This window comes from Mucilaginibacter sediminis, from assembly GCF_051903035.1.
Classification (GTDB): domain Bacteria; phylum Bacteroidota; class Bacteroidia; order Sphingobacteriales; family Sphingobacteriaceae; genus Mucilaginibacter.
On record NZ_CP170602.1, the window covers coordinates 4,302,621 to 4,326,923 of the forward strand.

Consider the following 24,303-nt stretch of genomic DNA (forward strand, 5'->3'; position numbering starts at 1 on the left):
TTTTTAGTTAAGCGTAAATTAATTTATATTTTTCTAAAAAGCAAAAATTGGCAATTATTTTTCCAGGAGTTAAATAGATAACTCAATAGTTACCTGCGGTTCTTATTATGCTCCCGGTAATAAAATACAGCTTCCCGAATACCTTATTAAATAGCAAGAGGCCTGTCTTTTCGGGACGGCCTCTTGTTAACTTTGCCGCTTCGTTGTTTTACCGAAGCTTTGACCAATCACAAGGTTTTGGCCTCATCCTGGTTAACTACTTATTTTTTGGGTTATATTTTTAATCACGTCGTCCAATTCATTTGCCGACGAGGCCAGGTACTCCAATACCTTTTCTCTTTCCGGATCATCTGAGGCAAGGTTTTTAATAATTGGAATTAAGCCCATTATCCGCACAAGCGGCGCCCTTATAATGTGCGATTGAATCCATGATATTTCTTTTAGCTTTTTGTTTTGCTTTTCAATTTCAATGATATGTTTCAATTGGTCGGTAATATCATGCGCAATAATCAGCTTGGCTTTTTTACCCCTATAATCCATATTATTGCTTTGAATATCAACCTGAATAAGCTCGCCATCCTTTTTTTTATGGGTAAAGGTTCCCCTTTTTGTTAACCCATCGGTGTTATTAATCTCTTTTATGAGTTCCTCAACTTTTCCAATATCCTCCGGCGGCCTGATATCCTTTATCGTCATCGACAAAAATTCATCGCGGCTGTAGCCATATTTTTTTATTGCAGCGGCATTTACATCTAAAAAGCATAGTGTTTCCGTATCAACAACCCATTTGGGTAAGGGGCTTAAATCAAATAAATCGCTATACCTTTTTTCAGATTCAAGTAATAACAGGTTTGCTATTTTGCGTTCGGTAATGTCTTTAAAAAAAACCGAAAGGCCGTTATCTGTCGGGTAGGCGCTAATGTCGTACCATTTTTCTAATGGCGTAAAATAATCTTCAAAGTGTACGTACTGTTTCAGGGCCATTGCCTCATGATACATTTTATATGATTCGGAATTTACTGACCCCGCAAATACGTCCCATAAATTTTTCCCTAAAATAATATCCCTCGGCGTTTTCAGTACTTTTTCGGCCGTATTGTTCCAGTAGGTGACAGTCCAATCACCGTTCACGGCAAAAAATGCATCCCCTATGCTTTCCAAAATCCTGTTCTTTTCTTCAGACAACTGCCTTCGCTCAAGTGCAAACTGCACCTCCTTTTGCATTTCGGTCATTTTTATGCTCTGGGCCACCTGCAATTCACTATATTTTTTTAGCTGAAATGCCCATAATGCGCAAATAAATGAGATAACGGCTGTCAGAAATATGTGTATTCCAAATGTGCGCAGGTCAAAATAGCTCAGCTGGGTAAAGTAGATGCCCAACACGGTAGCGTCCTGAAGGTAACTAAATAGTGCATGATGTATAACAACAAATAGCAGTATTGGGATTTGCAGTTTCCAATTTTGATAGGTAATCATTGCTGTGCAGCCAATGAAAGCAAAAAAGTGCATTTCAAACATGCCATGCATCTGGTAAATGAATTGTGCCATAAATAGTCCAAACACAACGCTTAAAACATATTGGTATAATATCGAACCTGGCAAAAGTAATTTTGCAGAATAATAAGCGGTTAAGCAAATTCCCCCTACCCCAAGCGCAATAAACCAGGTACTATAAAACGTTGCCAAAAAAAGGCCCACCAGGAAATAAGCAACCAAAAAATAATTCATTATTTTATCTGACCGCTCTTTTACACCAAAAAGGAGAGCATTGGGCTGATGTGACAATGAATTTGGGTTATACATACTTAAATGATCATTTATTGCAATTGGGTAGCTGGCAGCCATATGCCCTAAGCGCACGTTGGTTAAATGCCAGCTTAGGTTGTGCAGCTAATAAACCATTTATAGCAATTTTTGCATAATTTGTTTTTTCATCGGTACAATACCTGCTTCGGTTGTAGTTGCCACGGTAATATAATTGGTGTTGCGGGTTCAGCAGCGCTACCTGGGGTGTTGAATATACGCCGCAGCTCTTTGCAATGGATGGATCGAATATCACCGGAATAGTTAAATCAAATTTATCCTGGATTTGTTTGGTTGTATAATAATGGTTATTTAATACTACCACTACAAAATGTACCTGCCGGCCATATTGGTTTACCAGCGATTTAAAATTAGCTACGTTGAACCGGGAACATGGGCAATCCGGGTTAAAAAAGTGGAAGAAAATGGGCTTGTTTTCATTTTTTAACACCCCGTTTAAACTGATAAGCTGCCCCTGGTAAACTGGTTTATAGTTTTTGGGAACGGGGGTTGGTAATTGAAAAACCAATTCGTTATACCAAAATAAAGCCCCGATCGCGCCAAGTAAAAAAATCAACCAAATACTCACTACGAGCTTCTTCATCCTGTTTTTTACGTAATGATAGTTCAAAAGTTACTTATTATAATCTTATTATATAGAAAAACAATTAATTGCCTTTACCCAAAAAGTTTTTACAAAAAAAAGATAAAAACAGTTTTTTTTCCTATCATTACGGATGCGATTTTATCTGGGAACCCTTACCCTCTTATTTTTTCTTATTTCGGCCAATAGCCCCGCGCATGCAAAACGCCGGGCGGTTCGCAAAAATCATAAGGAGGTTAAATCTGCAAAAAGACATAAACATTTTCATACATATACCAGGCCCGTAATAGATACAGCCATTTCAACCGGATGTGCCAGCCCCGAAGAATTGATAACTTTTGCAAAATCGCTGCAAGGCATCCGGTACAGGTTTGGCTCAACCAATCCCGAAAAAGGTTTTGACTGCTCGGGGTTTGTTAACTACGTATTTAATCATTTTGGCATTGCTATCCCCAGAAGTTCGGTCGACTTTACCGACGTTCAGGGCGGAGTTGATTTAAAGGATGCTAAATTTGGCGACCTGATATTATTTACCGGTACTAAAAAACATACCCGCAGGGCCGGCCACATAGGCATCATTGTATCTATGCCAGGCGAACCAATTCAGTTTATCCACTCTACTTCCGGTGAAGCAAATGGAGTAACCCTTACCAGTATGAATGATTATTATATGGGGCGCTATATGCGTACCATACGGGTATTTACGGATAACAACCAGGTTAATACGTACCCTGAAACAGCCTCGCGTTAATTGGCTTGTTGCTATTGCCACACGCAATTGCCATCACTCGTATTTTCAGAATATTTAATAACCTTAAAACGAGGCAACTACAAGTACCCGGATTTATTACCCTTGTAATCCGCGCCCAATACCAAAAGTTATCATACCTTTGCAGTCCATCAAAACAGTGCGGGATGGAGCAGTTGGTAGCTCGTCGGGCTCATAACCCGAAGGTCGTAGGTTCGAGTCCTGCTCCCGCTACATTTAAATCAAAAGCCTCAAGTCGGAAGATTTGAGGCTTTTTTAATCCCCTGTCAACTGCTAAACAAGAGCCGGTTGAATAAATTGATAATAAAAACCCTCCCCTGTTGGCACCGGAATCAAAAATGGCGGCCTCTCAACAAATTAAATCAGTACTTTTACCCCATGGCAAAAGTTATATCATTTGAGAACAACCCTTACCAGGAAAACACTTATGTTTTATATGACGAAACCGGCGAATGCGCAATTATTGATCCGGGAATGTATACGGCTACCGAGCAAAATGCGGTAGCGAATTTTATAAAGGATAATAATTTAAAACCGGTTTTACTGCTGAATACCCATTGCCACATTGACCATGTATTGGGTAATAAATTTGTATTTGATAAATACGGGCTTAAACCCAAATTTCACCGGGGCGAGTTGCCGGTGCTGACCGCTGTAGTATCATATGCCCCGCAAATGGGTATCAGGTACGAGGTATCGCCACTGCCGGATGAATACCTGCCCGAAACAGGCAACATAAAGTTTGGCAATACTGTTTTAGGGCTCATCTTCGCCCCCGGCCATTCGCCGGCATCGCTGTGCTTTTATGATAAAGCAGCCAATATGTTAATTGGCGGCGATGTATTGTTCAGGCGAAGTATTGGCCGTACCGATTTACCCGGCGGTAATTTTAACCAACTGATAGACAACATCGAAAACAAACTATTTGCCCTACCTGATGATTGTACCGTTTACCCGGGCCACGGCCCCGAAACAACTATTGGTTACGAAAAACAAAACAACCCTTTCTTAAGTTAAAAGTCAAAATTAAAAATTCAAAAAACTTCCGAACTCATCACTCAAAACTCTTAACTTAAAACTTTATTGAACACCTCGGTTTACATAGCAAAAAGATACTTATTTTCGGGCAAGAAGATGCACGCCATCAATATCATTTCGGGCATATCTATGCTGGGAGTGTTGGTTGGCAGCGCTGCTTTGATTATTATTTTATCGGTGTTTAACGGGTTCGAGAAAGTGATCCTGTCGCTTTATAGCAATTTTACGCCCGAGATTAAGATTGAGACCCGCCTGGGCAAAACCTTTGATCCTAATACGCCGTATTTTACTTCACTGCATAATGATCCTCAATTGTTTTCGTTCACCCAGGTGTTACAGGAAAAAGCATTAATAAAATATGGAGATAAACCATTTTTAGGTACGGTTAAAGGTGTAAGCGACGATTTTTTAAAAAATAAACAATTGGATAGCACAGTGCAAAATGGCTCCTTTACCCTTAAAAGCGGGGGGCGAAATTTCGCGGTTATCGGGTCGTCCATTCAGGGCAGCCTTGGCATTAATGTACATGACGAATTATTGCCGATACAAATATTTTCGCCAAGTCGTACAGCTGTAAATTCGGCAAACCCGCTTGATGAGTTCAGGGTGCGCTCCATAAATGTCTCGGGGGTATTCGGTATCCAACAGGATTTTGACGACATTGTGGTAACCCCTATTGAGTTTGCCCGCGATTTGCTGGATCAGCCTAAAGAAGTGAGCTCATTAGAACTTACTTATAAAAAAGGGACCGATGTAACATCGGTACAAAACAAAATAATTGATGCCATAGGCAAAAACTTCACGGTAAAAAACCGAAAGCAGCAAAATACCGAGCTTTATAAAACCCTGAACTACGAACGATGGAGCATTTTTATGATATTGACTTTTGTGCTTATTATTGCAATATTCAATATCATTGGCTCGTTAACCATGCTGGTTATTGATAAGCGTGCAGATATTGCCATTTTAAGTAGCCTGGGCGCAAATAAAATGCTGATACAGGGCATCTTCTTTTTTGAAGGGATGATGATATCGATATTTGGCTGTATTGTTGGTATTGCCCTGGGCCTGGGCGTTTGCCTGGTGCAACAGCATTATGGTTTAATAAAAATGGGGGCTACGTTAACCGTACTGGATGCCTACCCGATCGACCTGGAAATAGCCGATTTTGGGTTGGTTTTTTTAACAGTTGGCGCCATTTCTGTAATCGCATCAGGAATAAGTGCACGATTAAGCATCAAAGGATTGGACGAAATCAAACAGGATTTGTAAATTTGTTATATGAGGATAAGCTATTTTAGGTATTTGGCCCTTTTATTTATTTTTTTTATAGTGGCGTCCTCCTGTAACAGGAAACCGGATAAGGCAGATAAGCCTGTTGTTTATAAAGGCTTATATAGTTTTGGCCCCGAGATAAAATCATTTAAAGATTGCGATAGCGGGCAGGAGTTTTGGGTTACCGATAGTTCGGCACATCTTGAATTGCAATACTCTCAAATGAATTTCGAAAAACCTTATGAGCCTGTATATGTTGAGGTAGAGGGTGTAAAATTAAAATCGGGTAAAGAAGGCATGGGCTCAGAATATGACAGCACCCTTGTAGTAAAAAAAGTAGTAAAAATAACAAAAGAGATCCCGCAGGATATGTGTAATTAGTTTTAAGTCTTAAGTCCAAAGTCGGAAAGAAAATCTAACTTTTCGGCTTTGGACTTTGGACTAAAGACTTCCTAAAGGGAACCAAATAAACAAACATCTGCCTCAATTGGCGTTAACTTATCATTATGGAATCAAAACGTCAGCAAAAATTTGCAGGGGTAATACAGGAAGACCTGGCCGCCATTTTTCAGCGCGAAGGCATGAACTATTTGCCTAATACCCTGGTAACCATAACCAAAGTACGTGTTACCCCCGATTTAGCCATAGCGCGTATATTTTTAAGCTTTTTTGGCAATACCAATTTGCAGCTGGCGCTGCAAACCATTAAGCTGCACGCCTCCGAAATTCGTTACAAACTGGGCGCCCGTATTAAAGACCAGGTAAGGATTATCCCCCAGCTGGAGTTTTTTGTGGATGATACCAGCGAATATGTAGAACGTATGGACAAAATCTTCGACAAAATAAGCAAGGAAGAGCGCCAGCCCGATACCGAATAGCTGATATAGATGGACCGGCACCAACAGCTGAAAACCTATTTACAAAACAACCCCGGTGCCGTTGGCAAAGTGGTTGATTACGATGCCGGCACCGACCGGCTTTTTCCGTTGGATTTTACCTCCGCCAATGCCGAATTGAATACGGAAATTATTGCCGATACCCAACGGTTTACCAATTGGATAAGCGATAAACTAAAAGCCAATAACTGCCGCTACGGCATTGGCGGCTACATGGAGCACCGCACTATTTATGCGGTAAGCGCTCATTTTGATACGGAAGATGAACCGCGGCGCCTGCATTTGGGTGTTGATATCTGGGGACCGGCAGGTACGCCCATTTATACACCGCTCAATGGCAAAATACATAGTTTCCAGGATAACAACAACCTGGGCGATTATGGGCCATGCATCATCCTGCAACATAACCTTGATGGTTTAATACTGTATAGCCTTTATGGTCACCTGAGCCGTAAAAGTTTGGAGGGGTTAACTATTGGTATGGCTGTTAAAAAAGATCAGCAAACAGGCACACTTGGCGACAATACTGAAAACGGCCAATGGCCGCCACACCTGCATTTTCAGCTCATGTTTGACATCGAAGGTAAGTTTGGCGACTATCCCGGCGTATGTAAATATTCCGAGATGGAAAAGTACAGGGCCAATGTGCCTGATCCGGGATTGGTGCTGGGGTTTTAGAATAAGATTTACTAATAACCCTGACGATGGAAACGATAACAAATTGTTTTAAACAAATCATTGCTAAACAGAGGGACTTGAAATATCCCATGCACGAAATGCTAAGGCCTCCTGCCGGAATTGAAGATATTTCAGCTGCGGAAGTGCAGCTTGGATTTAAGTTTAACAATGAACTAAAGGAGCTATACCTATTAGCCGATGGAATAGAATTAGATGGCATTACACCTTCTGGCTTTACCGGGTTAATACCAATTCATGATTTTTTAAATTTAAATGACGCGATAAACTATTACAAACAAGGAATTGACTTTAAAGAAAGTTTCCATAATTGAAAGTATGGCTTTTCGGTAGGTGAGAAGTTATTTCCCTTTTTAGAAGACAATGCAGGCAATTGTTATTGGGTTGACTTAAATGAGGGTACAGCTAATTTCGGTAAAATATTTTGGACTAATACATTTGGCACCGATCCGAATTATATATTTAATTCGTTAACAATTATGTTTAACATAATTACTGAATGTTACGGTAAAGGGATTATCCATGTAGACGAGGAAGGGCACCTAAATTGTGACTATAATAGATTTGAGTTCATCGCCAAAGGTTACAATCCGGATTTACTGTTTTATATTGATAATAAATATTAGAAGCAACCCTTACAATCCCCAAACATTATTCCCGTTTTATTGTCGATATTTATACTATGATAAAGCACTTGCTCATCAGTGTAACAGCAATGGCAGCAGTATTTACCGCCGGCGCCCAGCCTGCTTTTAAAGGAGGGCAAGGGGCATTGAACGATTTTTTGAAATCGAAAATAGTTTATCCGGAGTATTCGAGCCGCAATTGTATTTCGGGCACAGTAAACGTGTCTTTCAGGCTGGATAAACAAGGCCGGGTAACGGATGCCCGGGTACAGCAAGGCCCCGGAATTGACCTGGATGACGAAGCCCTGCGGGTTATTAAACTTACTTCCGGCCTATGGACGCTGCCTGCAGGCTATAACCCCACAACCAACCTGGTGCAGCCCATCAGGTTTGACCCTGATCAAACGCTTTGCGGGCAATCAACCATAAAAGACATGCAGGCCGCAATTACTGATTATAAAAACCGGCAGGAACTTGAAAATGCTGTTACCAATTATTACATCAACAAATACCAGGGCAAGGCCGATCTATCAAAAGAGGCTACCATCATAGCCCTTAAAAAGCAACTGGGCTTTGATGACGAGTTGATAGCCGATATACTCAGCAAGGCCAACGAGAAGGTAAAGCAAAATGACATGGAAGGCGCCTGTACCGACTGGAATTTTATCCGTAACATAGGCAGCGATAAGGCCGATAGCTTTATCCAAAAATATTGCAGCAAAAAGCCCTGACCGGCGTACGTACCGACCAGGGCTTTTTGAGCTTGTTTGTGAAACAGATGTAGCTGGCTAAATTGCCAGCTCAACCTCCCCAATGGCCAGCAGCATAAGGCGACCCTGGTATTCAACCCATACATCGGCAAAGCCATTACCATCATAACCTAAAAATTTCATGATGGGGCTGCTAATGTTCAGGTTTTTCCACCTTTTACCAATGTACTTAAGTAATTGACCTCGTTTTAGAGTGGTGTGCTTTGCCATAAGTTTGATTTTTAAGGGTGAAACAATAAACTAAGTTAATTAACAATCGAGAAAATTCTTAACCTTTAGAAAAAAAAATTTCTTTTGTATCGGATTTATTACAACAACATAACGTCGGTTCTGCTATTGCTAAATATTTACATTATGATAAGCAATTAATGATCAGCTACTTATCATTAAAATATTTTATTTGATTTTATTGTAATTTTTAGGATCAAGCGCCCCGGGCGACCAGGCTTTAAAAAACCCCAATATTTTGTCTTTACTATAACCTTTACCCTCCTCCAGGTACTCGGAGTTTTGGGTATGCAGGCGGTTGCCTTTATCATCCAATACTATAAATACCGGGAAACCAAAGCGCTGCGGGTATCCCAGGTTGGTCATTACGGCATCGTTGGTGTTTTCCTGGCTATAGTTCACGTGCAAAACAACGTAGCTCTGGTTCATATAGGTATTAAGGGCACTATCGGCTGTTACCTGGTTATTAAATTTTATGCACCAACTACACCAATTGCCCCCAATTTGCAGCAGTACATTTTTGTGCTGCTTAGCCGCCTGTTTAACTGCGGCAGTAATTTCGGCCCCGGCATCGGCGGTTGGGTTGTATATATGGGGTTTCTCCTGTGCCTTGGCACCTAAACCAAATGCAAACACAAGGGCAATTAAAAACATTTTTTTCATAGCGGGCATAAATGCTTAGATAACAAGGTGTATAGTTTTATATAAGCAACACAATTTACAGAAAAACCAGTTGCTTAAGCATGTTGTTTTAAAATTATTACACAAAAAGCATAAAAAAGGGCACTTGTAAACACATTGTGGAAAACTCTTGAATTGAATGATAATTTAAGAACAATAAATTTGATGTAACATACCCAAATTATATCTCTTTATTCCATTTACCCGTTAGGGGCTGATACGTGCAGGCGCTTATTTAAACTTGAGTTTTTTCAGTTATAAATAGTTAATATGTGTGAAGCCCCTGCGTAAAGCGGGGCTTTTTTTGCACCATAAGGCTGTTAAGAATTGATATATTGAACTGCCCCGAAAATATTTTTGTTACGCTAATACATGGCACTCAAAACCCAGGTCGGCAAGTATTTGAATAATCGTTAACGGGCAAAATTTGCCGCCCTTAATTCTCAGCACGCTATCACAATCATCCAGGTCGAAGCTTATTTCGGCAAAAGGCAAATAGTGCTGCAGCACTACAATCAGGGCAGTTGCGTGCGGCGCTTTTTTTACATTGGTTTTAAAAATTTCAAACATAGCTGATTGTGGTTTCTGCAAAAAAATCCCGCCCCAAAAAAACGGCGGGGTAAACACGCGGTTCAAATAACAGCTTCGCCCATTATTTAAAAACATAAAACATGCTGGCTTGCATATTAAATTCCTTGTATGTGGGTAAGCTGCTGCCAACCGCAAGTTCACAGTATCAAATTTGCATGATACCAGGCTATTTTAATAGCAAAAGATGCCCGAAGCGGACAAAGTGGCGCCGGAAGCGGAATAAGAAAGATAAAAAATGCGGGTTAAGTTTACCGGGATAATCCGGTTACTGATCAATATTAAAAATTGAGAACCATAGCAAGGCGTTTATAAACATCAGCCTTTTGCAAGCCAGCTAAGAAACTGAGGGGCTTTACCTTTGCTTACAATTACCTTTTCGCCAAAAGGCACATTAAGGTTTATAGAAAGCTTTCGCGAAAAAAAATTGGATACATCTGTAATTGCTTTTCGGCAAACCAGGTATTGCCTGTTTGCCCTAAAAAAGTAATTCCCCGAAATTCGTTCCAGTTCGTCGAGGTTTTTATTTGGATAAAACGTTTTCCCTGAGAATGTAAGTAAGTGGGTAATTTCATTGGCCAGGTAAAACATGGCTATATCATCCAAATTAACCGGAATTATCTTGTCTTGATGATAAACCAATACCGAGGCTGCCCTTTGTGTATCCTTGCCGGCCAGCATCTGAATCAGGGCCTCGTATTGTGGCGTTTGATCTGTAGAAAACAATTGTTTTAACCGCCCGTACTTTTGAAGGGCGTCGTTCAGCGTTTTGCTGGTAAAAGGTTTTAGGATATAATCTATTCCATTGGCTTTGAAAGCATCCAAGGCATACGCGTCATAGGCCGTGCAAAAAATAACAGGTACTGAAAGAAGTCCGGCAACAAAAATTTCAAAACTAAGCCCGTCACCCAATTGAATGTCGCTAAAAATCAAGTCCGGTGCATCGGCGGTCTTGAAATATGCCAGGCCCTCTTTAACCGACTTTATTTGTACAATATTCACGGGTTCATCCATCAGTTTCCTGATGTTCAGCTCCAGGTCGTCGGCAACCAGGCCTTCATCTTCAATGATTACGATGTTCATTCTTTAACAATTTTATAGTTACCGAAAACGAGTTCGGTTCTTCTTTAATGATAATATCATCTCCCGACCATATGTGGTATCTTTCGGCCAGGTTGGCCAGGCCGTAATTGGTTGATGCAACTTTAATGTTTTTTACCTGCCGGTTATTGCTGATAACCAACCAGTCGTCCTGCTGACTAATGGTTACGCAAAGCGGATCTTCCCGGGTAAAATTATTGTGTTTAATGGCGTTCTCCAACAGTGGTTGTAACGAAAACGATGGCAGGTAGTAGCCTTTTAAAGTTTCTTCGGGCAGCGTAATGGTACAATTTAGCGCGGCTCCAAACCTTATCCGCTGCATTTCCAGGTAATCAAATAACAGACTCACTTCATCCTCCAGTTTAGATACGTTTGATGTATGATGAAATATGGATGCCCTTAAAAAATTAGCCATGTGCACAATATAATTATCAGCAGTTTGCACATCCTTATGATACAAGGCCTTAAGGGTATTTAACGCGTTGAACAGGAAATGAGGCTGTATCTGCTGTTTTAACAGCAGGTTGGTAGCCTCGGCATTGGCCGCCTTCAGCCTTGAAAGTTCCAGCTCGCTATATAGTTTATGCTCGTATAGCAAAACCGAATCGTGTAAAAGCATAATCATTGTATTAATCACAATACCCGACCCAACAAAGGCAAAAAACAAACCAACATCCCAAAACGACCATTTTTTATGGGCCACATAAGCAAAAACGGGCCATAATGCCAGGTAAATAAATACGCTTACCGGGTAGGTTAGCAAGCGGCGGTACAAAGTAAATTTTTTTGACCGTAACGGATAGCGTACCAAAAGAATGACCATAAGGCCAACATCGGCATAACCAACCAACAAAATACCCGACATGGTTAATAGCGTATAAGGCAATACAGGCTCTGCAGAACCGCTGCGGGAAATGATGAGGTAAAAGATAACGCCGATAATTACCGATAGTAACCAGCTTAAGCGATTTAAACGTTTTACGGGTAATTTTTCATGCATATAAGCAAATGTACCTAATAGATTGGATGTAAGTAAACATGTTAAACCCAAGCGGGCAAAAGCGGGGCTTAACCGCCTGAAAACCGCTCCGAAAAGACAAAGGACACATTATTAGCAGCAGTAGCCAGCCGGTATTTAATTAAGCTGCCTTATCCTTCTGCTTCAAAAACCGGCAACATTACAAGGCCTGCTTAAATGCGGACCTCATATTCAATTTGCATTCCTGTTTACCACCTATGATACTGCCGACTTAATAAAATGGCATTTTATTCAAACTAACACACACAACCTTCGGGCGCAATTATGCCCGTTTCACTATGTTTTTGATAACACCCGATTAATGCGGCCGGTACCTTCGCTTCCAATTAATGTTAAAATTAAATTTTACAACTATGAAAAAAACAACCGTATTCGGTATCAACATGCTTATTGGCCTGCTGTTTATCTCCCTTGCTTCTTATATACAGGCCCCGGAAACACAGGTTAAAATTACCGGGATCAGATCTGCCGGGGGTAAAATCATTCTTAATGTTTTTAAAGATGATGAAAGCTACAACAAGGAGCAGCCTTACAAAAAGGTCACATTTGATAAGAAAGCAATTAACAACGGTACACTGACAGTGATGGTTAAACTGGAGCCGGGCACGTATGGCATAACCCTTATCGACGACGAAAATGAAAACGGAAAAATTGACAAAAATTTCATACGAATGCCCAAAGAAGGTTTCGGTTTTTCCAACTTTTTTATGGAAAAACTCAAAAAGCCGGCATTCGATGATTTTAAGGTCGATTTGAAATCCCCTACTAAAATCGACATCAGGGTAAAATATATGTAAACCCGCCCGGGGAAGCCTCAATAAAACGAAACTATTATCCTATATGAAAAACGCATTTAAAATTAACCTCAATAAAAACAACATGAAAACATCAGCAATTTATAGAAAACTATTAACGGGTATAGCAATGCTCACCGCAGCCGTATCTTTTTCATCCTGCGAAAAAAACACCATCGACCCTTCGGGGCAATTCAATATAAAAGTAGTTAACGCGGCATCAACTTCGGGGCCTCAGAGTTTTACAATTGCTAATTCGGTACTGGTAAGCGGCGGACTTAAATATACCGATGCCTCCCCTTACATTACTACCGCTTCGGGCAAAAGACTGGTTATGGAATTTAAAGATGAAGGATCAAGCAATGTTTATGCATCCGGCGAGCTTTATACTACAAATGGTGTAAGTTTTACGGTGTATATGGCAGGCAAGGGATCATCGGCCCGGGTTAAATCTTTTGAAGATGACCTGGCTACGCCTAATAATGGAAAGGTAAAAATTAAGTTTGTCCATTTAAGCGATAACGCGCCGTCGGATATCAATATCAAAGATGCATCAGGCGACGACCTTGTAACCAATATCAGCAGGAATATTGCAAGCGGTTACAAATATGTTGATCCGGGAACGCTAACGGTTCAGCTATATGGCACGGCCTCCAGGAAAAATATCGGCAATTTTAATATTGCCGACCTCCAGGCGGGTAAAATATATTCCCTGTACTTCAGCGATGCAAGCGATGGCAGCCTTAGTATAAATAAGGTGTTGCACAATTAACCCATTCAATTACCTGAGTAAAAGCCGGATTGTGATAACATCCGGCTTTTTGTTTTAATCGGGTTATCCAAGCTCAATTCATACCACTCCCCCTTGCTATTTAAGCCATAATTAATATCGATTTAGCAGGTTAAACCGATTCTTTAAATCCCGTTGCAACAGGTAAAAAAGCCTCTAAATAATATTTTCTTACTCCATTATTGTTTAAATAACACTTAATTTTTGTAATTTTTAAAATAATTTGGCGTTATTTTCACTACAATAGCACAATAATTCTGTGGGGCTGTCAAATAAATTTGATTAGCGAAACTGATTTTAAAAAACCGCTTTCGAACCCATAATTACCTTAAATTTTCCAAGAATGTCACCTGGTTACTTTATTAATAATATTCCGCGCCCCTGATTAAGGCATTTCTTAACATTGCCACGCGACTGCTCACCTAATTGGCAGGCGATAATAAATTATTTTCAAATTTTTTCTTTTAATTGTGTTTTTGACAATAAATATTATATCTTAGCTTTCAATAGACGCCTGTCTGTTGATTTTTAACCAGTTAAAACCATTTCATGAAAATCCTGAATGATGCTCAACTTATGGAGCTATTAGTAATGGGCAACAAGGAAGCCTTGGAACTGCTATTTAAAAAATATTACAAACTCCTTACTATATCGGCCTTTTATATTTTAAAAAATGAAATGGAAGCAGAGGATATGGTTCAGGCTTTTTTTGTCGACTTTTGGGAACGACAACTGTTTAACAATATCAACTCATCGCTAAAAGCTTATTTAACAACAGCTATCCGCAACCGTTGCTTAAAAGAAATTGAGAAAGAAGCGCTGAGGCAAAAACGATTAGCCGATTATCAATATACCATTTCGGAATTAGAAGAAGAGCAGGAAGTTATATGCGGTGAAATTAATGTGGACAAAATATTGGCCGACCTGTCTGTTCAGCGGTTCCAGGCGGTAACTTTGGTTCATTGTCAAAATAAAAAGTATAAAGAAGCTGCCTATGAAATGGGCATCAGCGTCAATTCGTTAAAAACGCACTTAAAGCTGGCCTTTAAAACCATGCGCGATGGGGTAAAAAATGCAAGGTAGTTCACCCTTTTATTCAAAATCTGGTCTTATACATAATGACATATAATAAAACATATATTCAGGAGCTAATAATTGACAAAATTGCAGGAGCGATAAGTGAAGAGGACGACCATATACTTCAACAGGCAATACGTGCAGACCCTAAAGTTGCAAAACTTTGGATTGAGATGCAGGATGCTTTAACCTCTGATAAAGCTAAACTCTTTTTTGACAATATAGACGAAAATGCAGCCTGGGATAAAATTGAGCCTCAAATTGAACAGGTAAAATCAATTCAATCCAACCAAAATAAATTTATAAAATGGATGTCGGTTGCTGCATTGCTGTGCATTACGCTTTCGGCCGTTTATTATTGGCAGTTAAAACCGGTTGCCAATTCAATAGCCGTAAAACAAAGAAAAAAGCCGGCTATAGAGCTGCACATGGCCAACGGACAACAAATTGATTTATCCGACACCGCTAAAAGCGTTATCAATACCCCGTTCGCCAATCTAAAAAAAGGGGCCAATGGCCTAAGTTATACGCTTGGCGATGATAAGGCTCAAAATTGGAGTACCCTTACCGTACCTGCAGAACTGGACTACCAGATAGCCCTGTCAGATGGTACCCAGGTTTGGCTTAATTCGGCTTCAAGTTTGCGCTTTCCATTTTCATTTACCGGCACCACCAGGGAGGTTTATTTAACTGGCGAAGCATTTTTTAAGGTAGCTAAAAACGCGGCACACCCTTTTATAGTTCATACCGGCCAAACAAATGTGCAGGTGCTTGGCACCCAGTTTAATGTAAATAGTTACAACTCAAATGTAACCACTACATCTCTTGTTGAGGGCAGTGTATCTACAAGCGGCCAGCATAACGAAAAACTTTTGCTCAAGCCCGGATACCAGGCTGTTTATACCCCTGTAACAGGCTTTTTAAAGCAGCCATTTGATGCAGGCACAGAACTGGCCTGGATGCATGGCCAATATTATTTTCATAACCAAAAACTGCGCGATATAAGTGAGGTACTACTGCGCTGGTTTAATTTAAAGGTTGTTTTTGACGATGCCGCCAAAGCCGAAGAATCATTTAGCGGCGCTATTGAAAAAAATAAACCGGTGCAGGTTTTTATTCAAAACCTAAAATCATCTGCAGGTGTGGATGCTACCATTAAAGATGATGTTTTACATGTAAAATAAAACTTGCCCCAAAAGCAACATAAAATTCCCGGTTGACAAAATCGGCGCGGGCACATACCAATTTATACAAAACCGGCTTCCAGATAAGCGCGGTTTTGTAGGTTAAAAGGCGCCGTAAATTACTTTTTACCCACAGGCATTTAGCAAAAAACTTTTTTTTTAATTTCTGTTCACCCATTTTTCTCAGAAGCGGTCTTTAGTACAAACCCAATTATAAACCCAATAACTATGGAGAAAATTTTATTTTACCGGCGGCTGCTACTGCCTGTTTTTATTTTTTTATGGGGCACCCAATTTTGTCACGCACAAACGCAAAATCCGGGGCCTATAACACTCAAAAAGGCAAATATCACCTTGGCCGATGTGTTTCAATCCGTTAAAAAACAAACAGGGCTAACAGTTTTTTACAGCAACAATTTATTAAACGACCGGGAACTGGTTACCGTTGATTTTCAAAATGCCAGTGTGCAGGATGTTTTCACTTTTCTTTTAAAAGGCAAAAACCTGCGTTATGTATTACGCGATCAGCTTGTCGTAATTGAAAAAGTTGCGGCCGAAAAACCAGTCCCTGCAACTCCCAAAAAAGAGCCGGCGCAGGCGCCATTGCCCAAAACGGTGCAAGGAACTGTTACCGACGAAAAAGGCCTTACCTTGCCAGGCGTAAGTGTTAAAGTAAAAGGTACCGGCATAGGTACCCAGTCAGATGTTAACGGTAAGTATTCTCTCAATTTAAAAGGAACTGATAAAACTGTTATCACGTTTTCATTTGTAGGATCTAAAACTCAGGAATTTGATTTAAACAACTACCAGCCATCAAATGATACTTATGTGTTAGATGTAACCATTGGTACCGATAAAACCGCATTGGAGGAGGTTGCCATCGTAGCGTATGGTACTCAGAAAAAGGCGAGCTTAGTGAGCTCTATTACCACTATAAGCCCCAAGCAGCTTAAAGGCCCTTCAAGTAACCTTACCACTATGCTTGCCGGTGTTGTGCCGGGGATGATATCCTACCAGCGCAGCGGCGAACCGGGCGCTGATAATGCCCAATTTTTTATACGCGGTGTTGGTACCTTTGGTGCCGGTAAAGTTGACCCGCTGATTTTAATTGACGGTATAGAATCATCAACTACAGATCTGGCCCGGTTACAGCCCGATGATATTGCCGGTTTTTCGGTATTAAAAGATGCTACTGCTTCATCATTATATGGTGCAAGGGGTGCAAACGGTGTAATATTGGTAACCACTAAACGAGGCGATGTGGGCGCAGTGAAATTCAATGTGCGCGGTGAAAACTCAACTTCGTCAAACATCAAGAATATCGACCTGGCCGATAATATTGCTTATATGACTTTGGCCAACGAGGCGGTACTTACCCGTAATCCGCTGGGCGCCCTGCCTTACTCGCAAAACAAAATCGACCATACAGCTAATGGCGACGACCCGCTGTTATACCCCAGCAATAACTGGATAAAACAGTTGATAAAAACCAAAACAAGCAACCAAAGGTTCAACATGAATGCCAATGGCGGGTCCGAAAAGGCTAAGTACTACCTCGCCATGACCTATAATATTGACAATGGTAACCTGGCCGAAAATAGCCTCAATAATTTTAGCAATAATATTAAGCTGCAATCATACTCCATTTTATCAAATACCACCTTAAACCTAACCAAAACTACCGAAGTTGTAGTTAGTTTAAAAGGACAGTTTGATAGCTATCATGGCCCTATAAGTGGCGGCGGGTTTACATTTTTAAATGCTTTATGGAGCAACCCGGTAGCCTTTCCGGCTATTTACCCAGGCAGTTTATTACCCTATGTAAACCACCCCCTGTTTGGTAATGCTATTATTCCAAGTGGCGGCCTGTATGTCAATCCTTATGCACAGTCGCTTTCAGGCTTTCAAAGCTCAAACACCAGTACTTTAACCGCACAATTAAATTTAAACCAAAAGTTTGATTTTATTACCCAAGGCTTATCTGCAAGGGTTATGGCCTATACAACCCGCTATTCGTACTTCACCGTGGCACGCCAGTATAGCCCTTATTATTATCAATCAAATGTACTGAACGGACAATTTAACGGCTTGACATTACTTAACGACGGGTCATCGGGAAGCATAGGCGCCACACCAACCGAGTATTTAACCTATAGCCCGGGGGGAAGCGTATCCAACGCTACTACTTATATAGAAACAGCCATAAACTACAACCGCACATTTGCCGAGAAACACGCCATCAGCGGTTTGCTAATTGGTACCATGCGTAATTATCTTACTGCTAATGCGCCAACGTTACAGTTATCGTTGCCATCGCGTAACCAGGGTGTATCGGGCAGGTTTACTTATGGTTACGATAACCGTTACCTGTTGGAGTTTAACTTTGGCTATAATGGTTCCGAGCGTTTTGCCAGTAACCACCGTTTTGGGTTTTTCCCATCAGTGGGCGCCGGCTGGGTTGTATCAAACGAGAAGTTTTTTGAACCAATGCTTTCAACCATCGATAATCTTAAATTCAGGTTTACTTATGGCTTGGTGGGTAACGACCAGATCGGATCGGCAAACGACAGGTTTTTCTACCTGTCGGATGTTAACTTAAACAGCGGGAGCAACGGTCAGTTTGGTACCAATTATACCTATAGCAGGCCTGGTGTGGTTACCTACCGTTATGAAAACCAAAACATTACCTGGGAGCAATCAAGGCAAACCAATATAGGTATGGATTTAACTATTGCAAAAGACTTTAGTTTAACCTTAGATGCATACCAAAACAAACGGGATAACATTTTAATGGTGAGAAGCACTATCCCTACTTCTATGGGCTTACAGGCCAACATATCGTCAAACGCGGGTAAATCATCAAGCAAAGGCGTTGATGTTGCCATGGATTACAAGAAAAATTTCACCAACTCTTTCTGGATCCAATCGCGCGGAACGCTTACCTACGCTAAAAGCAAACTGTTAAAAAACGAAGAGCCGGTATATAGCGATAACTTAAAATATCTGAGCAGGGTGGGTAATTCATTAAGCCAGATTTATGGCCTTGTTGCCGAGCGTTTATTTATTGACGACGTAGATGTAGCCAACTCACCGGTTCAAAGTTTTGGCAACTACAAAGCCGGCGATATTAAATACCGCGATATGAATGGCGATGGTAAAATATCCAGTTCAGATGTAGTGCCGATTGGTCATCCGCTTGTGCCCGAGATTATTTATGGCTTTGGTTTTTCTGTCGGATATAAAAACTTCGATGTAAGCGCGTTCTTCCAGGGGTCGGCCCGCTCATCGTTTATCATCAACTCTGCCAATATTTCGCCCTTTTACCTGGTTAACGGATACCAGTCAAGTACCGGCCTCAACTCTGGCAATCAAAGCGGTTTGCTGAGCTCTATAGCCAATGATCACTGGTCAGAAGATAACCGGAACCCATATGCTTTTTGGCCGCGCTTAAGCAGTACTATCCAGGAAAATAATACACAAACATCAACATGGTGGTTGCGAAATGGCTCTTTTCTGAGGTTAAAATCGGCAGAAATTGGATACAATTTTACAAAAAATCAGCTTAAAGGCATCCGTATGAAAAGCGCACGCCTTTATGCAAACGGTTTAAACCTGTTAACCGTAACCGGCTTTAAACTGTGGGATCCCGAAATGGGAACTTCAGGTCTGGGATATCCAATTCAAAAGGTGTTTAACCTGGGCTTAAGGGTAGAATTTTAAAAGCTTTCAAATCAATTATATGAAAAGTAATTTTATACAAAAAATTAAGCATACAGTATTAAGCCCCGCACCTAAAGGGTATATCGCCCTGCTATCGGTGGCTTTAATGATAATTTTGCCGGCATCGTCATGCAAAAAATCATTCCTGGATGTTGTTCCTGATAACGTATCAACAATAGCCAACGCTTTCGTGTCAAAAACCGAGGCAGAAAAGTATTTGTTTACCTGTTACTCATACCTGCCTACTGAAACCGACCCTACCTATAACGTAGGCCTTACAGCCGGCGATGAAGTTTGGGTAGAAGACCCTGCAGGGCACATCCGGCCAACAAACGTATTGCAGTTGCCAAGGGGTTATCAAAACTCATCAGACCCCATTGCCAATTATATGAACGGCACCCGCGACGCGGCGGCAAACTACAAAGCCATACGCGATTGTAACGTTTTTATTGAGAACGTAAGTGACCTTAATAAGGTGCGCGACCTTGACATTGACACCCGCGAACGCTGGATAGCCGAAGCACAGTTTTTGAAGGCTTTTTATCACTTCCAGCTGTTTAGGGCTTACGGGCCAATTCCTATTATCGATAAAAACCTGCCAATTGATGCATCGATAGATGAGGTAAGGGTAAAACGTCGCCCGGTTGATGAAGTAGTAAATTATATTGCCGGTTTATATGACCTGGCCGCAGCAAAACTGCCCCTAACCATCAGGAACGAAGGCAGCGAACTGGGCCGCGTTACCAAAGCTGCAGCTTTAAGCATGAAAGCAAAATTATTGGTAACTGCCGCAAGCCCGCTGTTTAATGGTAACCCCGATTACAATTCGTTCAAGAATAAAGATGGCGAGCAGCTATTTAATTCTACCTACAGTGCTCAAAAATGGCAGTTGGCGGCTGATGCCTGTAAAGCAGCCATTGATTTTTGCGAGGCGCAAAACATACAGTTGTACACTTTCCCTGCACCAACCCTGCCGCTTAGCCAAACTACCATGACGCAAATGAGCATCAGGAACGCGATGAGCGAAAAATGGAACGACGAACTGATATGGGGCTTAACTGCCGATAATAATATCAACTATAATTCATTCTTCCAGTCGATGTGTGCAGGCCAGTATGATTTTAATAATGCGGATGCTGCAAAATCGGCTAACCGTCCTTTAATGGGGCCCACTATAAAAATGGCCAAAATGTTTTATACTAAAAACGGGGTGCCTATTAATGAAGATAAAACACTTGATTTCAGCAATATATCGCAATTGCGTGTTGGTACTCACGACGAGCGCTTTAACATTAAAGAAGGCGAAACTACTGCCCGGTTGAATTTTGACCGTGAGCCACGTTACTATGCCGACCTTGGGTTTGACCGTGGTGTATGGTATATGGCTAATAGCCCTACCAAAACCGACGAAAATACCTGGTGGATGAAGGCCCGCGGTGCCGAAGTAGGCCAATCCTCGCCTATCCCCATTGCCGGCTTTTATATGAAAAAAGCGCTTAACTGGCATTATGAGTGGGCAACAGTTACCTATCTGAATTACCCTTGGCCCGAAATGCGCCTTTCTGATTTGTATTTGCTTTATGCCGAAGCATTAAACGAAGCCCAGGGGCCGGTAGCCGATGTATACACCTATGTAAACCGTATACGGGCAAGGGCTGGCTTACCTACCGTACAGGAATCATGGACAAACTATAGCATCAACCCAACCAAGTACACTACTAAGGAAGGGATGCGATCAATCATTCAGCGTGAACGCTCATTGGAGCTTTGCTTTGAAGGCCATCGTTTTTGGGATTTGTTGCGCTGGAAAACTGCTGGTGCCGAGCTAAATGGAAACGTAACAGGATGGACTATAAATGAAAATTCGCCCGAATTGTATTATCGTGAACGATCAATCTTTTCGAGGCATTTTGTAATCCCGCGCGATTATTTATGGCCAATACAGGAAAGCGACCTGTTGGTTAATCAAAACCTGGTGCAAAACCCTAACTGGTAAATATATAGCAATAATATGTTTAACAATAAAAACATTAAAATGGAAACAATGAAATTACGGGTGGCTTTCTATATCGGGCTATTAGCAATAATGGTAACCGGCTGCAAGCAGGAAACACTCAATAAAGCTACCATAACCAATAATAATGCCCCCGGCGTTGTTAGCAACGTACAGGTACAAAACCAAAACGGCGCAGCCAGCTTAACATACACGCTGCCCGGCGATCCCGACCTTTTTTATGTAAGAGCTGTTTATGAAATAGCTCCTGGTAAAACACGCGAAGTAGTGGCATCGCACTATACCAACACATTAACTGTTGACGGCTTTGGCGATACGCTGGCCCACGTAGTAAAACTATATGCTGTAAACTCGAGCGAAAAGGCATCAGCCCCGGTTACTGTTACCGTTAACCCGCTAACACCACCCTTCATCCTGGCCTTCCGGTCGCTTAAAGTAACGGCTACTTTTGGAGGCTTTAATGTAACCTGCGATAACTCTACCAAAGACAATCTGGCTATTGTACCAATGGTTGATACAGCTAATAATGGTTTATTTGTGCAGCCAAAAGGAATGGACAACATTTACAGCAACAGCGTTTTAATTAAAGCAGCTGTAAGAGGGCAGCCTGCCGTTGAAAGGAAATACGCGTTTTTTGTAAGAGACAGGTTTTTAAACCGCTCCGACACTTTGTTTTTAACCCTTACACCATTTTACGAAGAGCAGTTTTCAAAATCCGATTGGTCGCCTTATGTATTGCCTGGCGACGCTACCAACCTGTATTCATATACCGATCTTACTAAAATTTGGGATGGTAATTTTACCGGTGGCTGGCCAAATTGCTTGTTTACCGTTGAAAGCGCCAGCAGCCCGCAAATGGTAACGTTTGATTTAGGCAAGCAACGAATATTGAGCCGTTTTATAATGAACCCGTTCCTGGAGATTGGTAATGTATACTACGTAAGGGGTAACTTAAAAGATTTTGAAATATGGGGATCAAACACACCTAATGTAAACGGTGCCTTAGATGGTTCATGGACCAAACTGTTAACCTGCAATATTGTAAAGCCATCCGGGTCGCCATCAGGTACCGAAACAGCTGCCGATTACAAATATGCACATGATGGCTGGGGCTTTGATTTTCCGGCGGGGATAAGCGCATACCGGTATATCAGGATCAGGAGCCTGCACAACTGGACAGGATCATACTTTATGAGTATCAGTGAATTTACCCTATTTGGAAAGTAGTAAATGTTTGCAAACATTTTTTCAATTAAATTTTGATCATGAAACATTATAAAAAAGCATCATACCTCCTTTTAGTGTTAACCGCATTTATTATGAGCGCCTGCACTAAAATGGATGATTACAAAAAGAAATACGAGCCCAACGGCCCGATCATATACCCGGGCAAGCTCGACTCGGTACAGGTTTTTTCGGGCAAAAACCGGGTGCTATTAACCGGGCTTTTTACATCCGATCCTAAAATTGTTAAGTACACGGTGTATTGGAACAGCAAGCAGGATTCGATAGTTACACCCGTAACCCGTACATCGGGCGTTGACACCGCAAGGCTATATATTCCCGGCTTACCAGAGGGTGTAATGACCTTCGAGATTCGTACGTATGATAACGCCGGGCATATATCTATCCCGGTTACCTTAGCCGGAAACGTATACGGCAGCCTGTACCAAAGCTCGCTCATTAACCGCGGCATAGCCAAGGCCGAGTTACAAAATGATGGATCGGCTCTGATTAACTGGGCCGATGTTAATGCCGACGACGGCTTGATTTCGATGGAGATTAAGTTCACCGATGCTGCCAGCAAACAGCATGATACCTTAATAACATCAGTGCCAACAGGCTTAAGCACATCCCTGCCTAAATTTAAAGCAGGGAGCTCTATTAGCTATCGCACAGCCTTTAAGCCAAACAAAACGGCTATTGATACTTTTTATGTAGATTATCAAACCCACAGTGTAAAGGCCGAGGTAACCAGCATTTATTTATCAAACGTAAGCAGCCCCTTTCAAAGGGCTACCTTTGACGGAAGGTGGGGTACCCTTGCCGCGCCATGGATTACAAATGCAGCCGCCAAAAACAAAGATAACGGCGTTAACGGTGGCTATAGTTCAGATGCCGGCGGCGTTATTAACTGGGAAACCTGGAACAATACACCTGTTGTAAATGGCATCCTTTATCAGCCTACTTCTTCGGCCTTACCTGCCGGAAATTATATTGTTTCATTTGATGCATATTCAGAAGTTCAATCTAATTCAACGGTTTATTGTGTAGCGGCAGCAGGCGGCAACGGCCTCCCGGTACTTGCTAATCTTTCTACAGCATTAGGTTATGTGGGTATGTATAACAGCGCCAACGTAGGCGCAACAAGCCCAAGTTCCAGGGAAACAAGAAGTTTTACGTTTACACTTACCAGCCCCCAGGTTGTATCAATCGGATTTTTAGGAAACATTGTAGGCAACGGCAACCCCGGCAACTATTTCCAGGTATTTAGTATCAAATTATATAAAAACTAACCCCTGGTTTTTATTAATGATAAAGCCGTCTCATAAGTAATTATGGGGCGGCTTTTTGTTTATTTTAATTTAAGATGAAGGGAAAACCGGG

General features: G+C 41.4%; 23 protein-coding genes and 1 tRNA gene. 17 read left to right on the forward strand and 7 right to left on the reverse strand.

The window, feature by feature from the left end:
• Positions 1-252 precede the first annotated feature (252 nt).
• Both ACFGVS_RS17535 and ACFGVS_RS17540 read right to left on the reverse strand, forming a co-directional pair.
• The gene (locus tag ACFGVS_RS17535; protein ID WP_274210405.1) at positions 253-1,731 is read right to left on the reverse strand and encodes a PAS domain S-box protein; all 1,479 of its coding nucleotides are present in this window, start codon (positions 1,729-1,731) and stop codon (positions 253-255) included.
• An 85-nt stretch (positions 1,732-1,816) separates the two neighbouring features.
• Positions 1,817-2,410: an AhpC/TSA family protein gene (locus ACFGVS_RS17540; protein ID WP_439694920.1), complete on the reverse strand. Its 594-nt coding sequence runs from the start codon at positions 2,408-2,410 to the stop codon at positions 1,817-1,819.
• A 133-nt stretch (positions 2,411-2,543) separates the two neighbouring features.
• On the opposite strand from ACFGVS_RS17540, the gene ACFGVS_RS17545 reads away from it, so the two are divergent.
• From ACFGVS_RS17545 to ACFGVS_RS17585, 9 genes are all read left to right on the forward strand, one after another.
• The gene (locus ACFGVS_RS17545; RefSeq protein ID WP_090640340.1) at positions 2,544-3,161 is read left to right on the forward strand and encodes a C40 family peptidase; all 618 of its coding nucleotides are present in this window, start codon (positions 2,544-2,546) and stop codon (positions 3,159-3,161) included.
• A 158-nt stretch (positions 3,162-3,319) separates the two neighbouring features.
• Positions 3,320-3,392 (forward strand) — tRNA-Met (locus tag ACFGVS_RS17550).
• Between the two features lie 165 nt (positions 3,393-3,557).
• Positions 3,558-4,196 carry an MBL fold metallo-hydrolase gene (locus ACFGVS_RS17555; RefSeq protein ID WP_439694921.1) on the forward strand — a complete coding sequence of 213 codons (639 nt, stop codon included), beginning with the start codon at positions 3,558-3,560 and terminating at the stop codon, positions 4,194-4,196.
• 66 nt (positions 4,197-4,262) lie between these two features.
• Entirely contained in the window at positions 4,263-5,489 is a 1,227-nt protein-coding gene (locus ACFGVS_RS17560; protein WP_274210409.1) for an ABC transporter permease, read from the forward strand.
• 9 nt (positions 5,490-5,498) lie between these two features.
• Positions 5,499-5,873, forward strand: a complete 375-nt coding sequence (locus tag ACFGVS_RS17565) for a hypothetical protein (protein WP_255369753.1) — start codon at positions 5,499-5,501, stop codon at positions 5,871-5,873.
• Positions 5,874-5,998: 125 nt separating this feature from the next.
• Positions 5,999-6,370 (forward strand): 30S ribosome-binding factor RbfA, encoded by a 372-nt coding sequence (gene rbfA, locus ACFGVS_RS17570; protein WP_177183692.1) that lies wholly within the window; start codon positions 5,999-6,001, stop codon positions 6,368-6,370.
• A gap of 9 nt (positions 6,371-6,379) precedes the next feature.
• Positions 6,380-7,066 carry a peptidoglycan DD-metalloendopeptidase family protein gene (locus ACFGVS_RS17575; RefSeq protein WP_439694922.1) on the forward strand — a complete coding sequence of 229 codons (687 nt, stop codon included), beginning with the start codon at positions 6,380-6,382 and terminating at the stop codon, positions 7,064-7,066.
• 26 nt (positions 7,067-7,092) lie between these two features.
• A complete protein-coding gene (locus ACFGVS_RS17580; RefSeq protein WP_439694923.1) occupies positions 7,093-7,398 on the forward strand; it encodes an SMI1/KNR4 family protein in 306 nt (101 codons plus the stop codon).
• A gap of 368 nt (positions 7,399-7,766) precedes the next feature.
• Positions 7,767-8,441 carry an energy transducer TonB family protein gene (locus tag ACFGVS_RS17585; protein WP_439694924.1) on the forward strand — a complete coding sequence of 225 codons (675 nt, stop codon included), beginning with the start codon at positions 7,767-7,769 and terminating at the stop codon, positions 8,439-8,441.
• Positions 8,442-8,498: 57 nt separating this feature from the next.
• On the opposite strand, the gene ACFGVS_RS17590 is transcribed toward ACFGVS_RS17585, so the two are convergent.
• The 5 genes from ACFGVS_RS17590 to ACFGVS_RS17610 all read right to left on the reverse strand — a co-directional run bounded on the left by ACFGVS_RS17590 (position 8,499) and on the right by ACFGVS_RS17610 (position 12,078).
• Positions 8,499-8,690 (reverse strand): hypothetical protein, encoded by a 192-nt coding sequence (locus tag ACFGVS_RS17590; protein WP_090640317.1) that lies wholly within the window; start codon positions 8,688-8,690, stop codon positions 8,499-8,501.
• Between the two features lie 186 nt (positions 8,691-8,876).
• A complete protein-coding gene (locus tag ACFGVS_RS17595) occupies positions 8,877-9,371 on the reverse strand; it encodes a thioredoxin family protein (protein ID WP_439694926.1) in 495 nt (164 codons plus the stop codon).
• Between the two features lie 378 nt (positions 9,372-9,749).
• Positions 9,750-9,959 (reverse strand): hypothetical protein, encoded by a 210-nt coding sequence (locus ACFGVS_RS17600; protein WP_274210415.1) that lies wholly within the window; start codon positions 9,957-9,959, stop codon positions 9,750-9,752.
• A 336-nt stretch (positions 9,960-10,295) separates the two neighbouring features.
• Positions 10,296-11,060 (reverse strand): LytR/AlgR family response regulator transcription factor, encoded by a 765-nt coding sequence (locus ACFGVS_RS17605; RefSeq protein WP_439694927.1) that lies wholly within the window; start codon positions 11,058-11,060, stop codon positions 10,296-10,298.
• A complete protein-coding gene (locus ACFGVS_RS17610) occupies positions 11,041-12,078 on the reverse strand; it encodes a sensor histidine kinase (RefSeq protein WP_274210417.1) in 1,038 nt (345 codons plus the stop codon). The genes ACFGVS_RS17605 and ACFGVS_RS17610 overlap by 20 nt, the downstream gene beginning before the upstream one ends.
• Positions 12,079-12,470: 392 nt before the next feature.
• Between ACFGVS_RS17610 and ACFGVS_RS17615 the strand changes: the two genes are divergently transcribed.
• The 8 genes from ACFGVS_RS17615 (at position 12,471) to ACFGVS_RS17650 (ending at position 24,212) form a co-directional block, all read left to right on the forward strand.
• Positions 12,471-12,914, forward strand: coding sequence for a DUF2141 domain-containing protein (locus ACFGVS_RS17615; protein WP_439694929.1), 444 nt, complete (start codon positions 12,471-12,473; stop codon positions 12,912-12,914).
• An 82-nt stretch (positions 12,915-12,996) separates the two neighbouring features.
• Positions 12,997-13,683, forward strand: a complete 687-nt coding sequence (locus ACFGVS_RS17620; protein ID WP_090641633.1) for a DUF4397 domain-containing protein — start codon at positions 12,997-12,999, stop codon at positions 13,681-13,683.
• A 567-nt stretch (positions 13,684-14,250) separates the two neighbouring features.
• Entirely contained in the window at positions 14,251-14,784 is a 534-nt protein-coding gene (locus tag ACFGVS_RS17625; protein WP_090640295.1) for a sigma-70 family RNA polymerase sigma factor, read from the forward strand.
• A gap of 35 nt (positions 14,785-14,819) precedes the next feature.
• A complete protein-coding gene (locus ACFGVS_RS17630) occupies positions 14,820-15,962 on the forward strand; it encodes a FecR family protein (RefSeq protein WP_090640291.1) in 1,143 nt (380 codons plus the stop codon).
• A gap of 228 nt (positions 15,963-16,190) precedes the next feature.
• The gene (locus ACFGVS_RS17635; RefSeq protein WP_439694930.1) at positions 16,191-19,682 is read left to right on the forward strand and encodes a TonB-dependent receptor; all 3,492 of its coding nucleotides are present in this window, start codon (positions 16,191-16,193) and stop codon (positions 19,680-19,682) included.
• 19 nt (positions 19,683-19,701) lie between these two features.
• A complete protein-coding gene (locus tag ACFGVS_RS17640; protein ID WP_274210421.1) occupies positions 19,702-21,678 on the forward strand; it encodes a RagB/SusD family nutrient uptake outer membrane protein in 1,977 nt (658 codons plus the stop codon).
• 39 nt (positions 21,679-21,717) lie between these two features.
• Positions 21,718-22,923 carry a DUF5000 domain-containing lipoprotein gene (locus ACFGVS_RS17645; RefSeq protein WP_090640280.1) on the forward strand — a complete coding sequence of 402 codons (1,206 nt, stop codon included), beginning with the start codon at positions 21,718-21,720 and terminating at the stop codon, positions 22,921-22,923.
• 38 nt (positions 22,924-22,961) lie between these two features.
• A complete protein-coding gene (locus ACFGVS_RS17650; RefSeq protein ID WP_439694933.1) occupies positions 22,962-24,212 on the forward strand; it encodes a DUF4998 domain-containing protein in 1,251 nt (416 codons plus the stop codon).
• Positions 24,213-24,303: the final 91 nt, after the last annotated feature.